We start from the raw sequence: 13,198 nt of genomic DNA on the forward strand, positions 1-13,198 counted from the left end.
ATCCGCTGGTCTCGCCCCGTAACGGATCCGATCGGCGACCCGACTGGACCCGCCCGAAAAGATCGGGCGGGTCCGATGCCATCCACTCAGACGAGTTCCGGCGTGCTGCGCGCGCCGGTGTCGTCGATATGGGCGAGCCCGTCCACGGTGACCTCGATCACGCGCGCGCTGGCGATATCGAAGAAGAGCCCCGATACCGTCACACCGCGCTCGGCGATGGCCGCGCGCACCGCGGGATGGCGGTGCAGGGTTTCCAACTGCACGGCCACATTGACCATGCTCAGCTGGTCGACCTCGCCGAATCCGGCGGCCGCCGCCGAGCGCGCCACCGGATGTCCGAGCCGGAACCGCTCCAGACTCGGATGGGCATGGGCGAGCCAGGGTCCGATTTCCGGACCGGTATCGGTCTCGGTGTGCAGTGCCTTCATCGCGCCGCAGGACGAATGCCCGCACACCACGATGGACCGCACATTCAACTCGTTGAGCGCGAAGACGAGCGCGGCCTGGACCGACGCGTCGCCGCTGACCGGCACCAGATTGCCCACATTGCGGACGGTGAACATGTCACCAGGCCCGCTATTGGTGATGACATTGGGCACCACCCGGGAGTCCGCACACGTCAGGAAGAAGGTGTCGGGATCCTGGCGGTCCCGCAGTTCGTCCAGGTGCGGACGCACGACATGGGCGTGGCTGCGGTGGTAGGCGGCAACACCGGAGGTCACCGGATCGGCGTTCTTATCGTCGCCGCGCCACGGGCCGAAGATCTCGTCGAGTACCGCGCGCCCGAAGCCGCGGGCGGGCGGGCCCGCGGTCGCGTGCGCCATCCGCGCGCTGCCGATTTCCACGAAATCGACTGTGCCGCCTCCGCTTTCCTGCTGGCGCACCCATTCCTCGATGGCTTCGAAGGCGGCGTGGTCGAGGAAGTCGACGGTCATCTCGACGGTGACGTCGACGCCCGCAGGCACTTTCGCGAACTCCGTGGACAGTTTCGGCAGCGCCAGGAAGGTGCAGGAACCGTCGATGGTCAGCAGCCAGCGCTGCGAACCGGGAATCTGCTCGGCCGTCACGGCAACCCGCACCACGCGCCACAAAAGCAGCCCGAAGGCCAGTGCCAGACCGATGATCACGCCTTCCAGCAGATTCAGGAAGACCACACCGACCACGGTAATCGCGTAGATGAGCAGATCGCCGGTGCGCTTGGCCAACTTGATGTGGGCCAGCTTGACCAGCTGGATGCCGATGACGATCAGCAGACCGGCGAGCGCGGACTTCGGAATCTGCTGCACCAGCCCGGCCAGCGCGACCGAGAACAGCAGAATCCAGCAGCCGTGCAGCACCGCCGAAGCGCGGCTGCGCGCACCGGCCTGCACATTGGTGGCGCTGCGCACGATCACGCCGGTGACCGGCAGACCGCCGAGCAGACCGGAGAGCACATTCGCCGAGCCCTGGCCGATCAGCTCCCGGTCGAAATTGGTGCGCTTCCCGGTGTGCATCTTGTCCACGGCGACCGCCGACAACAGGCTCTCGACGCTGGCGATGAGCGCGATGGTCAGGATCATCAACGCCACGGCGGACCAGTCACCACTGGGGAGCTGCGGCAATCCGATGGCGTCGAACAGCGAGCCGTTCAATACGATTCGCTCGGCCTCGAACGGCAACACAAGCGACAACACCGTGCCGACCAAAACCGCGACCAGCGGGCCCGGCACGACCTGTAGTTTGGCGGGCATCCGGCGCCAGCCGAGCATGATCGCGATGACCACCACGCCGACGATCGCGTCATCGCCGTGCAGCGACAGCAGCTGCGACGGCAACTGGGTGACATTGGTCCAGGCAGAACTGTGCGAGGACCCACCCAGCAGCACGTGAATCTGTTGCAACGCAATGGTTATGCCGATACCGGCGAGCATCGCGTGCACCACGACCGGTGTGACGGCCAATGCGGCCCGCGCAATCCGGCTGAGCCCGAACAGAATTTGCAGCACACCGGCCGCGACGACAATGAAAGTAGTTATCCGCCAACCGAATTGGTTGATGGACTCGGCGACAACAACGGTCAGACCGGCCGCCGGTCCGCTGACCTGTAGCACCGAGCCACCTAGTAGGCCAGCGACGACGCCACCGATGACGGCGGCGATGAGTCCGGCGGCAACAGGTGCGCCGGAGGCGACCGCGATGCCGAGGGACAGCGGCAACGCGACCAGGAAGACTACGATCGAGGCGGGCAGATCGTGGCGCAGGATCGATGTCAGACGATCCGATAGCGGTTCGGAACTGCGATGCCCCTTGCCCAGCTCGGTGGGTGGTATCGGCGGTGCGGCTACAGCACTATCAATAGCCATTGACTTCTCCTTCGCCGACTCGGCGCGAACGCCGAGGTCGGTTGACGATCAACATGTCCAACAGGGCATAGACCGCGAACCGGCATCTCGCGGTGAAGCAGTTCCCGACACGGCAATGGGTCGAGATGTAAATCGAATCAAGGTTATTAGTAAAGACTTAGCAAAGCCTGAGAAATTGCCGGAGAGTGCCCGAATCCATACCGCCGGATCAGCGTGATGTGAGTCATAATTGTGCCGAGTTCGCTTGCCGGGCACGATCATTCGGCCCGGCTCGGCGGCGCGCCCGGCGCTAGACGGGCTCCGCGGCAATACCGCGCACATCGGCCAACTCGTCCAGGGCAGCGACGCTCACCTCATCGTCGAATTCGGCGATACCGTCCATGGTCACCTCGATCACCCGGGCGGTTGCGAGATCGAAGAACAGTCCGGATACCGCTACACCGCGATCCTCGATCCCGCGCCGCACCGCGGGATGGGCGTGCAGGCGCTCCAGTTGCAGCGCCACATTCACCATGCCGAGCTGGTCGACCGGCCCGAATCCGGCGAATGCCGCGGCATCGGCGACCGGATGGCCGAGCCGGAACCGGTCCAGGCTGGGGCGCGCGTAGGCGAGCCAATCGCCGAGTCCCGGCCCGGTACGGACCTCGCGATGCAGTGCGTCCATCGCCCCGCAACCGGAGTGTCCGCAGACCACCACCGCCCGCACGTCCAGCTTCTCCAGCGCGTAGATCAGCGCGGCCTCCACCGAGACATCGCTGCCGCCGACCGGGACCAGGTTGCCCACATTGCGGACGGTGAACAGATCCCCCGGCCCGCTATTGGTGATGACATTCGGCACGATGCGGGCATCGGCGCAGGTCAGGAAGAACGTGTCGGCGTCGGGTCGATTACGCAACCCGTGCAGATGCGGACGCATCAGATGGGCGTGACCGCGGTGATAGGCGGCGATACCCGCGGCAATCCGATCCGCCGAATTGCCCGTGCGCCGCCACGGCCCGATGACTTCGTCGAGAACCTGCCGCGAGCGCCCACGCTCCGGCGGTCCCGCCACGGCGGTCGCCATCCGCGCACTGCCGATCTCGACGAAATCGACAGTGCCGCCAGCGGCTTCGCGTTGACCGGCCCAGTCGGTGATCAGCTCATAGGAGGCGTGGTCGAGGAAGTCGACGGTCATCTCGATGGTCACATCCACGCCGGAGGGGACCTTGGTGAGCTCCGCGGTCAGCTTGGGCAGCGCCAGGAAGGTGCAGGTGCCGTCGATGGTGACCACCCAGCGCCGCGCACTGGCCGTCGGTTCGGCAGTGATCGTCACCCGCACCACCCGCCACAGCAGCAGGGCGAAGGCCAGTACCAGCCCGATCACCATGCCTTGCAGCAGGTTCAGGAATACGACGCCGATCACCGTTGCCACATAAACGAACAGGTCGCCGGTGCGTCGGGCCAATCGGATATGGGCCAGTTTCACCAACTGCACGCCGATCAGAATGAGCAGCCCGGCCAGCGCCGCCTTGGGAATCTGCTGCACCAGCCCGGCCAGCGCGACCGCGAAGAACAGGATCCACACGCCGTGCAGCACCGTCGCGGCCCTGCCCTGCGCGCCCGCGTGGGCATTGGTAATGCTGCGGACGATGACGGCCGCGATCGGCAGGCCGCCGAGCAGGCCCGACACCACATTCGCCGATCCCTGCCCGATCAGTTCGCGATCGAAATTGGTTCGATTGCCGGGGCGCGCCTTATCCACCGCCACCGCCGAGAGCAGGGTCTCCACACTGGCGATGAGCGCGATCGTCACCATGGTCATCGCGACGGCGAACCAACTGCCGGACGGGATCTCGGGCAGACCGATGGAATCGGCCAGCGATCCGCTCAGCACGATGCGCTCGACATGGGTCGGTAGCACCAGCGACAGAATCGTGGCGACCACCACCGCGACGAGCGGCCCCGGCACCAGCCGGATCGGGCGCGGGACGAACTTCCAGGCGATCAGGATGACGATCACCACCATGCCGACGAACAGATCACCGCGATGTACCGACATCAACTGGTGTGGTAGCTGGGTAAGGCTGGCGAACGACGAGCTGAGCGAATTGCCACCGAGCAGGATATGGACCTGTTGCAGCGCGATGATGACGCCGATACCGGCGAGCATCGCGTGAACCACCACCGGCGCGATGGCGAGCGCGCCGCGGGCAATGCGGCTGAGCCCGAACAGAATCTGTAGTAGACCCGCACCAACGGTGATGAAACAGGTAGCGGCCCAGCCGAATTGGTGCACGCTCTCGGCAACGACGACGGTCAAGCTAGCTGTCGGCCCGCTGACCTGCACTGCCGAACCACCTAGTAGTCCGGCGACGACACCGCCGACGACGGCGGCAATGAGACCAGCGGCTACCGGGGCGCCGGAGGCGACCGCGATACCTAGCGAAAGTGGTAGTGCGACAAGGAAAACCACGACCGAGGCGGGGACATCATGGCGGCCGACGGCGGCTAGACTTGCTGGAAGACTTGCGCGAAGCGGCGACGTCCGTGGTGCGGAATCGGTGTCGGTGGACATTATTCTCCTTCGCCGAAACGGCGTGGAGCCGATCGGTTCTTCGGTCGAACATGTACTGGCATCGAAAACGAGCGGCGGGCGAAGCTGGTGGAGCGAGAACGCTGAGCGCCTCATGCGCCCGCGTAGAGCGACTTCGTCGAGCAATGACCCGGTGTCGTGAAGGTCAGGCGCAATAGTAAAGACTTCGCAAAGCGTATGGAAAGCTATATTGTGCTAGTGGGACGAACCGCTACCAAACTGTGACCCAAGTCACAGTTTACCAAGTAGTTCCCAGCCCCGAGGCCGGTCGCAGAGTCAGCCGATCACGGCGACGCGGTGAACGACAGCGCGAACGCCGGGCGACGCACCCACGTCACCGAGTCAGCCCGCGCTTCAACAGCGCCCAAGCCTGTTGCGCCATTTGCCGTTTCGACCGCCCGTCGGTCTTCTGCAGAATCGCAGCCAGCATCGCCACGGCCATGAATACGTCCGCCGCCGTGACGTCCGCGCGCAATGAACCGCACTGGGCCGGATCCTCCAGTTTGCCCGCGACGAGACTCATCAGACGCGCGGCCACCTCGCCAACGCGCGGATCGTCGGTTCCGGAGGGATTGATGATGGCCACGAATGCGGCCGAGTTGGTGATCTGCTCGACAATGACCGCGAGGACATCGTCGACGGTGGTCGACGGATCCGCCGCGAGCTCTTCGACCTCGGCGATATTCTCCTCGAATACCGCGAGTGCCAGGCTCTCCCTGGTCGGAAAATGCCGATACAGCACACCCTGGCCGACCCCGGCGGTGCGCGCGATGGAACTCAGCGTGGCATCGAAACCGTTCTCCGCGAATACTTCCCGCGCCGCCCGGATGAGAGCTGCCCGATTGCCGGCCGCAGCCTTCGGTCCCCTGTTCGCGCGACCCGAGGCTGTCATCGTCGCAACGTTACCGCTCCCGCGACGGCGGCGATGCTGACGCATAGCTCGCAGACACGACGCAGGCATGACCCGCCCCGACAGCGGCTGGTCGGCGGGCTGAGCCGCAGCACTCGCCGACTGCTGCAGTTGAACAGGAGGCACCGAGCGCAACGCCCGGATGCGATCAGTCGTAGGTGACGACGACCTTCTCCGCCGCCACCGAGTTGGCGATCGGGTCTCAGACTCGGGAAGTGACCTTCGGCTCGTCGACGATCTGGTCCGCGACCGCCGCACGCCGGACCGGAATGGTCATTGCGACCGCCGCGCCGAGCAGGGCCACGCCGCAGCCGATCAGCAGGCCGACGCGGAAACCGTTCTCGGTCGGAATGGCGTGGGTGCCCATGGTGACGGTCATTTGCGCCAGCACCGCACCGATCACCGCCGCCGCCACCGAGGTACCGACCGAGCGCATGAGCGTATTGAAGCTATTGGCCGCAGCGGTCTCCGAGACCGGCACCGCGCCCATGATCAGGGCGGGCATTGCGCCATAGGCGAATCCGACGCCGGTGCTGATCACCAGGGTCACCACCAGCAGACCCCATGCAGAGCCCATGAGCGCCATCGAAATTCCGTAGCCGAGCGCGATGATGAGGCCACCCGTGACCAAGGTGACCTTGGGGCCGCGCGCCGCCGACAACTTCGCACCGAGGGGTGAGACCACCATCATCGTCAGACCGGACGGCGCCATCCACAGACCCATCGCCATCATCGACTGGCCGAGACCGTAGCCGGTGGCCGCGGGCAGCTGCAGCAACTGCGGCACGAGCAATGCCTGCGCGTACATGGCCATCGCGATGACGACCGATGCGGCATTGGTCAGCAGCACCTGCGGACGCGCCGTCACGCGCAGATCGACGAGCGGATCCGAGCTGCGCAACTCCCACCAGCCCCAGATCGCGAGCACCACGACCGCGGCAGCGAAAAGTCCGAGGATGCTGCCGCTGGTCCAGCCCCACGCCGCGCCCTTCGATACCGCGAGCAGGAGGCAGATCAGTCCGGTGCCGAGCCCGATCGCGCCCAGGACGTCGAAGCGCCCCGCAGCGGCGGCGGGCGAAGTGTCCGGAATCAGCGCGAAGATCAAGGCGCCGACGACCGCGGCCAGCACGGCCGTGCCCCAGAACAGCACATGCCAATTGCTGTACTGGATAACGGCGGCCGACACCGGCAGACCGAGAGCCGCCCCGATCCCCAGCGATGAGCTGATCAAGGCAATGGCCGAACCGAGCCGCTCCGGCGGCAGTAGGTCCCGCAGCGCGCTGATACCGAGCGGCACGATACCGACGCCCATGCCCTGCAGGCCGCGGCCGATGATCATCGGCGCGAGCGAGGTCGCGGTCGCGCACACCGCCGAACCGATGACCAGCGGCACCGTCGAGGCCAGCAGGATGCGGCGCTTGCCGTACATATCGCCGAGCCGCCCGGCTACTGGTGTGGTCACTGCGCCGACGAGCAGGGTCACGGTGACCACCCAGGTGGCATTGGACGCCGTGGTGTTCAGCAGCTGCGGCAGCTGTCCGAGCAGTGGTACCACCAGGGTCTGCGTCAGTGACGCGACGATACCGGCGGTCGCCAACACCGCCAGGATGCCGCCCGGGCGGGCGGAGTCGGGCTTGTCCACGCGAATCTCCCTCGATCTCGAATCGATTTGCACCATACAATCAATATGTATGATGCACGCCAATTGCATAGTACAAAGAGTATGTGTGATGCACATCTTCGGCGCAATTCCGGCCCGCACCTCCCGCAGCGCGGCGGATCAACGGAAGGACGGCATGGATAAGCCCGTACACCTGGTCGAATTCGAAACCATGCTGCTGAGCAGGTATCAGCTGAGCTCCCGCCGCCGCGCGCACGGCATGCTCGAACGCAGCGCCTACGTGCTGCTGAGTCGGCTGGCGATCGACGGCCCGCGGTCCATCAGGCAGCTCAGCGACGCCCTGCACCTGGACGCGTCCACCCTCAGCCGCCAGATCGCCGCACTGCTGCGCGACCGACTGGTCGAACGCATTCCCGACCCCGACGGCGGTATGGCGCGCAAGTTCCGCACCACTGCGGAAGGCGAGCACCGACTCGAGGCCGAACGCGCTGCCATCATCAGCGGCCTCGAACGCGTCATGCGCGACTGGACACCCCACGAAGTGACCGCATTCGCCGACTACCTCCGGCGCTTCAACAGCAGCATCGAGCAGCTCGATGGCCGCCCCTGGCCGCGGCCGATTACCAGCGGCCGGCTTCCGCATCGATGACGAGACGGTCAAGCTGATCGGAGCGGGGCTCGACCAAAGTGCACCGTCCGACTCGGGCGCGATACTCGATGCCGACTTGCCGCTGCGCCGTATTGCCGTCGGTTATCCGATGCCGCTGACGGCGGGACGCCGCGCTCTCGTCCTCGACTAGCTACTCGGCAGCACCTGGGAGCTGACCCGCGCGGCCGGGACCCGGATCCGCGTACAGGGCTCGGCGCCCAGATCGGCGAAGTTGTCCCGCTGAGTGGACACAACCACTGAAGTGACCATGAATTCCTGGTACTACGGCAATGACCGAACGCATCACCACCCGCCGAGGCCAGCTGATCATGAAACTCTTCCGCACCGCGATCGGATACCTGCGCAGCGATGTATCCGGCACCCGCCAGGCCTGGGATGAGATCCAGATCCGCAGTCTGGCGGGCCGCCTCGGCTACACCCTCGCCAAGACCGTGACCTGCAATGGCGGCATGGACGACCCGATGGCCCGGCTCATCACGACGGTCCGCACAACGGCCGCCGATGCGGTCATCACACCCGATGTCACCCACCTCGGCGGAATCGTCCCCGCAGCACTCGACCGAGCCGCCGCCGTGATCACGATTGCCCCGGAACCCACATAAACCATCCGATAGCACCGAGCCGACATTCCCCGGTACCGCGTTCGCGCCCGCATCGCGAAAGTGCGCGCCCGCCACCGAGATCGCGTTGAACCGCGACACCTCCGCGGCGCAGAACTCGATGGTGTCGGAGATCAGCCGCAGCGAGGGTTCCAGCGGCAGACCTCCGCACTCACTTCCAGATCATCGGAGTCGTAGCTACCGGTCGGCATGACACTGCCGCCCCTCGGCCGCGCCGGAATCGCCTTCAGCTCCCTATGGCCGCAGACCTAACTCGCGACCTCGGCGGTCACCGATCTCCAGGACGACACGAACCAGCTAGCCGCCGCACGTGGCCCGGAGATCCTGGCCGCCGCCGTCGAAATCGTTCCCGCCCCGCAGATCAGCTCCCCGGCAACTGTTTCATCGACGCGACCATGCGGCGGCGGAGTCGACGACCTGTCCCACTACGGCGATGGCGACCAGCCCACCCCGGACCTGTTCCTCGACTGAGCGAACGTCATTGCTGGACATGACCATTGATGCCAGCGAGGGAACGCCAGGAAGGTAGCTTCCGGTCTCGCGAAGGACGGGGTACCGATGCAGGTGAACCCGGCCGTGGCCGGGTAGGGCGAGCCTCTCCCGTCGATCAACGCTCGGAGGGTGCGGATCGGGGCCATGCGCGGCCCTCCAGTCGCTCGATATCGGCGTTGAAGCGGCGCAGGTAGGCCGCGAATCCGGCGACTTCCTCGGGGGTCCAGTCGGCGAGCACCACACCGAGGCCCTCGATATTGGCGGTGCGTTCCAGTTCGAGTCGGTGCTGCCCCTCGCCGGTAATGCGGAATTTTCGGGCCATGCCGCCCTCGGGGTCCGGGATGCGTTCGACGAGTCCGTCACCGAGCATGGCGTTCGTCTGGCGGTGCACGGTGGACGAGTCGAGGCCAAAGGCGTCGCTGAGTTGGCCGACCGACATCGGGCCCTCGACCGCGATACGGCTCAGCAGCACATAGGAGCTGTAGCGGTCGATATGGGCACCCTCGCGCCTGCGGGAGGTGCTCGGGTTCATCCGCCGTCCGAGCAGCATGGTCTCCAGCTCGATTTCATCGATTGGCTTATCCATCCCGACCCTTCCCGCCGATGCGCAGCAGCCCGCGACCGGACCCGTGGTGCAGATATAGCACAGCGGCGATCCCCCCTCTTGACGCCCACCGCGGTTTCCCGCAGACTACGAAACCTACCGGACATTCTTGTCCGGTAGGCGAATTCGCGCTCTGCTGGAGAACAAGGTCATCACGACCGATGCCCTGGTGATGGCGGCGGGCAGCCTCAACACCACCCGGCTGCTGATGCGCGCCGCCGCCAAGGGGCGGATCCCGGATATGCCCGATGCCCTGGGCCAAGGCTGGGGCACCAATGCCGACCGGATCTACGTGTGGATGAATCCATCGAACGTTTCGGCGCGGAACAGGGCGGTCCCGTGGTCTATGGTAGTAAGAACTGGGACGATCCGCGGGCCGCGTCTCGGTTGGTCCACGCAGGATGCAGCACGCAGGATGCAGGTCGGCTCGTAGGTGTACCGGCGATCCCCCGCCGGACCATGCACCGCCGCGGGCGCACCAGCAGAGCTTCAGCTGAATCGGATGATCGAAAGTGTCCCGACGACAACGCAGTACAACGCGAACGGCAGCAGTTTGTGCGTTCGGAAGTACCGTTCCAGGAACCGCACCGCCAGCCACGACGACACTCCGGACGCAATGGCACCGACGAGCACCGGTCCCCGGATGCCAATGGTCTGCGGCCCGAACAGTTCCGGCATTTCCAGCAAACCCGCGCCCAGGATCGCCGGAGTGGCCAGCAAGAAAGCGAATTTCGCCGCGTGCTCATGTTCGAGACCACGCCACAAACCGCCGACCATCGTCAGACCCGCTCGGCTGAATCCGGTCAGCAGCGCGCCGACCTGGGCGAAGCCGATACCGACGGCATCACCGAAACCGAGTGCGGCCAGTGGTCGATCGGATTGGCGGCGCGTTTCCGCTTCGGCGGTGAGCACGCCACCGTGCTGGCTCCGTAGGGCGAACCGACGCCCGTATTCCGCGAGTGTCGGTTCGTTGCGGCGGCGCAACCCCTCGCCGACGAACAGCACGACGCCGTTCAGCGTCAGAAAGATGCTCGCGTAGATCGGCGCAGCGAACAGCGCGTGTAGCGGATGGTCCAGCAACGGCCCGAGCACACCGACCGGGACGGTCGCGATCACGATCAGCCACGCCAGCCGCTGCGGAATGGTGTCGACCCGCCTGGTTCGCAGGGTCGTGATGAAACCCGCGACAATGGCACACCAATCACGCCAGTAATAGCCGAGCAGCGCCACCGCCGTCGCCACATGCAATGCGACGACGAATGCCAGATACGGTGTGTGCGTGGCGGACTCGCCGCCCTGGCTGGCCAACTTCATCCAATCACCGCCGAGCCACGCGACGAGCAGCACCGTGTGCCCGAGGCTCGAGATGGGAAACAGTTCGGTGATCCCCTGCACCGCACCGATAACCGTCGCTTGAAAGTAGGTGAGCATCGTCACGAGTGTCGCATGTCGGATATCAGCAACCCCGCAGCGCCCCCTGCCCGAACTCCCTCTGCCCGAGTACCTTTCGGATCATGCAGGCAAGTCCGCCGCCGAGCGCAGCGGGCCGCGGCACCGTTGATACCGCTTCGAGCAGAGCGAAAACTCCCCGCCCGCAACCATGCTTCCAGCCGGAATTGCGTTGCGATCCGCGGACGTGTATCGCTCCGACGACCGATAGCGTGCGCGGCTTGTCGACTACTCCCCGTCCAGACAGATTGCTACCCACCCGCACCCACCGCGACCCCGCCAATTACCAAATCCCAGAACAGCTTCCGCACCACCCGCAACGACCGCACCGGACCCTGCTGAACCATGCAACACCTCGACTCCCGTCAGCTGTTGCATCGACCGCGTGAAGCCAAGGGCTTGGGCGACCACCATTCGACTACCTTCGACCGCCCCTGGACCCAGGGGGCGATGCGGCAGGAGCTAGCTGGACGCGGCATTGGTCGCGGGCGCCGATCCGGCCATGGCGGCCACGAGTGACCCTGACCGAGCGACTGTCAGTCAAGCCCGGATTGCAACAATGGTCTAGGAGGGGCGGCATCGGCGACGTTTCAGCCCGGCACGCCCCGGGATCTATTGCGTTGCGGCAGTATTGGTTCCGCCTTGCGATGCCGGAAGCAACCCGCCCATACGCCGAGGCCGTAGGCGAGATCCGCGGCAATGCGCGGACACGGGTTCCGGCCGCGGGTGAGGTCCACGACCGCCGCCGAGAGCACGGCCCCCGCCAGCACCGCGCGGCCACGACGGCTCAGCAATGCCAACGGCCACCACACCCGACGCAACGCATCGGCGGCCTGACGGATAAGCGCGAATTGTCCGGCAGCCGCGATAGTTGATGCCGCCCGCACTGGTATGCCGTGCCCGTGCAGGCGGCGCGCCGACCGTCCGCCGTCCAGGATGCCCGACGCCACGGCCACCGCGGGATGGCCGGTGAGCACCAATGCGCATTGTGCGGCAAACACTTTCGGCAGGTGGGCGCAACCCAGCCGCCCCGGATGCCGGGCCGCGAGCGGCGCCGCCGAGGTGCCGTAGTCGTATTGCTGGCGCAGCCATCCGCGCACGGTCGCGCGCGGTGCGTGGCGGACAATCGAAAAGGGCTGATAGCGCACGGTTTTTCCGGTGGCAAGCAGTCGCCACACCAGGTCGACATCCTCGCCGAAGCGCAAGTCTTCGTCGAATCCGCCGATGGCCTCCAGATCCGAGCGGCGAACCACCAGCGCGGCGGTGGGCACATAGCGGACCCGGCCGTCGTGGCGCACCGTAGCCGGATCCGGTCCCATATCCAGGCTCGAACGGTCCATCTCGGATCGCCCGAGCGGCCCATCGGGCAATGATCGGATCCGTGGCGCGACGGCGGCCACCGACGGGTCGTCGAAGAGCGGGAGCACTTTGTCCAACCACCCTCGATCAGGGATGGTGTCCGAGTCGAGAAAGGCGATCAACGGGGTACGGGCAAGCCGCCGACCCGCATTACGCGCTGCCGCCGGTCCACGCGAATCACTGTGGCGAACAGCCGCTTCCGGCAGTGGTACCGACGATCCGTCATCGACGACGACGCGATGCGGCAGATCCGCAGTCGCGGCGAACAACCGCTCGAGGCCGACCGGATTGTTCTTCACCGGCACGACCAGGGTCACATCATCGTGGGTAAGCGCTCCCCCATCCGGTACCGGGTGCATGATTCCGGCGTCCAGCATCCGGCGGGCCAGCGCCTGCTCGTGCGGCCGTGCACCGACCGGCTCGCCTGCCGACCACGCATCGACGCACTCGACCCCCGCCGGACCGAGGCGAAGCAGCCGCAGCGGTGCACCGCCCACTAGGACCCGCCCGCCTTGAAACCGGCGCACCCGCGTATCCAAGCGCAGCCGGACCGTCACGA

Annotated in this window: 9 protein-coding genes and 3 pseudogenes; 4 read left to right on the forward strand and 8 right to left on the reverse strand. The window is 66.1% G+C overall.

All coding sequences use genetic code 11. The features are described from left to right. Positions 1 to 86: 86 nt before the first annotated feature. The 4 genes from ABZ293_RS07675 to ABZ293_RS07690 all read right to left on the reverse strand — a co-directional run bounded on the left by ABZ293_RS07675 (position 87) and on the right by ABZ293_RS07690 (position 7,466). Positions 87 to 2,342, reverse strand: a complete 2,256-nt coding sequence (locus ABZ293_RS07675; RefSeq protein WP_355178295.1) for a bifunctional SulP family inorganic anion transporter/carbonic anhydrase — start codon at positions 2,340 to 2,342, stop codon at positions 87 to 89. Positions 2,343 to 2,631: 289 nt separating this feature from the next. After that, positions 2,632 to 4,896, reverse strand: coding sequence for a bifunctional SulP family inorganic anion transporter/carbonic anhydrase (locus ABZ293_RS07680; RefSeq protein WP_355178296.1), 2,265 nt, complete (start codon positions 4,894 to 4,896; stop codon positions 2,632 to 2,634). 352 nt (positions 4,897 to 5,248) lie between these two features. After that, on the reverse strand, positions 5,249 to 5,806 hold the full coding sequence (locus ABZ293_RS07685; RefSeq protein ID WP_355178297.1) for a helix-turn-helix domain-containing protein: 558 nt from the start codon (positions 5,804 to 5,806) through the stop codon (positions 5,249 to 5,251). A 220-nt stretch (positions 5,807 to 6,026) separates the two neighbouring features. Further along, positions 6,027 to 7,466 (reverse strand): MFS transporter, encoded by a 1,440-nt coding sequence (locus ABZ293_RS07690; RefSeq protein WP_355178298.1) that lies wholly within the window; start codon positions 7,464 to 7,466, stop codon positions 6,027 to 6,029. Positions 7,467 to 7,620: 154 nt separating this feature from the next. Here ABZ293_RS07690 and ABZ293_RS07695 point away from each other — a divergent pair, with 154 nt between their 5' ends. From ABZ293_RS07695 to ABZ293_RS07705, 3 genes and pseudogenes are all read left to right on the forward strand, one after another. Next, a complete protein-coding gene (locus tag ABZ293_RS07695) occupies positions 7,621 to 8,094 on the forward strand; it encodes a MarR family transcriptional regulator (RefSeq protein ID WP_355178548.1) in 474 nt (157 codons plus the stop codon). Positions 8,095 to 8,221: 127 nt separating this feature from the next. After that, positions 8,222 to 8,338 (forward strand): annotated as a pseudogene (locus tag ABZ293_RS07700) (acyl-CoA dehydrogenase); the annotation flags it as partial. A 46-nt stretch (positions 8,339 to 8,384) separates the two neighbouring features. Next, positions 8,385 to 8,717, forward strand: coding sequence for a hypothetical protein (locus ABZ293_RS07705; RefSeq protein ID WP_355178299.1), 333 nt, complete (start codon positions 8,385 to 8,387; stop codon positions 8,715 to 8,717). A 12-nt stretch (positions 8,718 to 8,729) separates the two neighbouring features. Here ABZ293_RS07705 and ABZ293_RS07710 read toward each other — a convergent pair. Both ABZ293_RS07710 and ABZ293_RS07715 read right to left on the reverse strand, forming a co-directional pair. Next, positions 8,730 to 8,873, reverse strand: a pseudogene (locus tag ABZ293_RS07710) (methylmalonyl-CoA mutase family protein); the annotation flags it as partial. 469 nt (positions 8,874 to 9,342) lie between these two features. Beyond that, positions 9,343 to 9,813, reverse strand: a complete 471-nt coding sequence (locus ABZ293_RS07715) for a MarR family transcriptional regulator (RefSeq protein WP_355178301.1) — start codon at positions 9,811 to 9,813, stop codon at positions 9,343 to 9,345. 151 nt (positions 9,814 to 9,964) lie between these two features. On the opposite strand from ABZ293_RS07715, the pseudogene ABZ293_RS07720 reads away from it, so the two are divergent. Next, positions 9,965 to 10,203 (forward strand): annotated as a pseudogene (locus ABZ293_RS07720) (cholesterol oxidase); the annotation flags it as partial. 117 nt (positions 10,204 to 10,320) lie between these two features. Here the strand turns inward: ABZ293_RS07720 and ABZ293_RS07725 are convergent. Both ABZ293_RS07725 and mftF read right to left on the reverse strand, forming a co-directional pair. Beyond that, entirely contained in the window at positions 10,321 to 11,268 is a 948-nt protein-coding gene (locus ABZ293_RS07725; RefSeq protein ID WP_355178303.1) for an undecaprenyl-diphosphate phosphatase, read from the reverse strand. A gap of 602 nt (positions 11,269 to 11,870) precedes the next feature. Then, positions 11,871 to 13,196, reverse strand: coding sequence for a mycofactocin biosynthesis glycosyltransferase MftF (gene mftF / locus ABZ293_RS07730; protein ID WP_355178305.1), 1,326 nt, complete (start codon positions 13,194 to 13,196; stop codon positions 11,871 to 11,873). Positions 13,197 to 13,198: the final 2 nt, after the last annotated feature.

The sequence above is a fragment of the Nocardia sp. NPDC005998 genome, from assembly GCF_040614395.1.
GTDB lineage: Bacteria > Actinomycetota > Actinomycetes > Mycobacteriales > Mycobacteriaceae > Nocardia.

Bases quoted from the DNA above. Each gene is read 5' to 3' on its own strand.
- ABZ293_RS07675 (WP_355178295.1), bottom strand. From the start codon at position 2,342: ATGGCTATTGATAGTGCTGTAGCCGCACCGCCGATACCACCCACCGAG.
- ABZ293_RS07680 (WP_355178296.1), bottom strand. From the start codon at position 4,896: ATGTCCACCGACACCGATTCCGCACCACGGACGTCGCCGCTTCGCGCA.
- ABZ293_RS07685 (WP_355178297.1), bottom strand. From the start codon at position 5,806: ATGACAGCCTCGGGTCGCGCGAACAGGGGACCGAAGGCTGCGGCCGGC.
- ABZ293_RS07695 (WP_355178548.1), top strand. From the start codon at position 7,621: ATGGATAAGCCCGTACACCTGGTCGAATTCGAAACCATGCTGCTGAGC.
- ABZ293_RS07705 (WP_355178299.1), top strand. From the start codon at position 8,385: ATGACCGAACGCATCACCACCCGCCGAGGCCAGCTGATCATGAAACTC.
- ABZ293_RS07715 (WP_355178301.1), bottom strand. From the start codon at position 9,813: ATGGATAAGCCAATCGATGAAATCGAGCTGGAGACCATGCTGCTCGGA.